The organism is Flavobacterium sp. (assembly GCF_049590715.1).
Classification (GTDB): Bacteria; Bacteroidota; Bacteroidia; order Flavobacteriales; family Flavobacteriaceae; genus Flavobacterium.
This window is the reverse complement of the sequence record NZ_JBAWDL010000309.1, coordinates 1-1,552: the sequence shown is the minus strand read 5'-3', so window position 1 is coordinate 1,552 and position 1,552 is coordinate 1. Positions and strand designations below refer to the sequence as shown.

The 1,552-nt window shown below is 60.8% G+C and carries 1 protein-coding gene and 1 pseudogene; both read right to left on the bottom strand.

All coding sequences use genetic code 11. From position 1 onward, the window contains the following. Positions 1 to 903 (bottom strand): alpha/beta hydrolase fold domain-containing protein (locus WBQ70_RS13520; RefSeq protein ID WP_423915123.1); only part of this gene is annotated, 903 nt, incomplete at its 3' end. Between the two features lie 116 nt (positions 904 to 1,019). Beyond that, positions 1,020 to 1,552 (bottom strand): annotated as a pseudogene (locus tag WBQ70_RS13515) (class 1 fructose-bisphosphatase); the annotation flags it as partial.

Sequence of the window (1,552 nt, the reverse complement as noted above, 5' to 3'; positions counted from 1 at the left end):
ATGAGGAGCCTGCGAGAAGGTATGTACCTCGGAGTAGATGCCGTGTTGGGACAGCACCTTCCTGAAGTCGTCGCGGCCGGCGTGCATGCGGTCTGCCGAGCTGTTGAGGAAGAGAAAGGGGGGCGTGTTTTGGTCCACGTGGGCCAACGGCGACGCCTGTTCCCAAAGGCTATAATTCTCCCTTTTAGGATATCCTAACCAGTAAGTGGCGGCCGATGTGGAGCGGGAGTCATCGCCCTCACCAGATTCTGGGTGGACAAACGAAAGGATACCATCAATATTGACAACCGCCTGAACTCTACCCGATGGGGCCACCCGACCGGCCGGCCCCGCATAGGCAGCATTCTGGTTGGTAGAGCCTAAAAAAGCCGCCAGCTCTCCGCCGGCCGAAAACCCCAACGCGGTAATTTGCGCCGTATCCAGATTGAACCGCTGCGCATTTTTCCTTATCCAGCGCACTGCCTCCCTCAGGTCATAGACCGGGGCTGGATAGAGGGCCTCCGTAGAGAGCCGGTAATCTGCAGTAAAGCATGCGTACCCCAACTCTGCCAGCCGTTGCGCCAACGGGATGTGCTGCTGCCTGCTGCCACTGCGCCACCCGCCCCCATGAATGAGCAGAATAGCGGGGGCCTTGGTTTTGCTTTTTTTTCGCGGGTAGAAGGCGTCCAGGTGCAACTCGCGGTTGCCCACCGAGCCATACAGCAGGTTTCGCCTTTCCTGCACAGCAGACAGGGCAAATTCTTCTACCAGCCTGATTTCCGGGTGCTTTTTCCTGGCCTGAGCGTATGCCCGCGCGTTGGAAAAGGACGTGTCTCGTATCCCCGTTAGCCCGGTGGTAGTCTGAGCCAAAACCGGGGCAGTGGCAAGCAGGATAAGAAGGCTCACAAAGTAGGTTCTCATCATAGAATCGGGGGAGAAGAATTGCAAGAAGTAACTGGTTGTGCATCCCGGCAGGAAAAGATGCGCGGCAGGGTCGCGCTTCGGATGGCTCAACCAGGTCTGGGCCGTTACCTGGCCAGCTACCCCAATGGCAACGCCTGTTTGGCAGCCACCAACCCGGCAACCAAGTCGGCGGAGCCCACGAACAGGGGGCTGCGCTGGTGGAAATCGACAGGTTTCAGGTCGAGCATGGGGCCCTGCCCCGTCTCGGCCCGGCCCCCGGCCTGCTCGATGAGAAAGGCCAGCGGGAAGTTCTCATACAGCACCCGCAGCTTGCCCAGCGCGTTCTTGGCCGTGGGCGGATACAGGTAGATGCCGCCCGTGAACAGGTTGCGGTGGTAGTCGGCCACCAAGGAGCCCACGTAGCGCCCGCTCATGCGCCGCTGCTTGCACGCCATCAGAAACTGGCGCACGTACTCCGGGTAGTCAAACCAGTAGCCCTCGTTGCAGCTGAACACCGGGCCGGTGGCCGGAATGCGGATGCGCGGGTGCGAGAGGAAAAACTCGCCCAGCGACGTTTCGTACGTGAAGCCCACCACCCCGTGGCCCGTGGTGTAGACGAGCATCGTGCTCGAGCCGTAGAGCAGGTAGCCCGCCGCTACCTGCGCCCGCC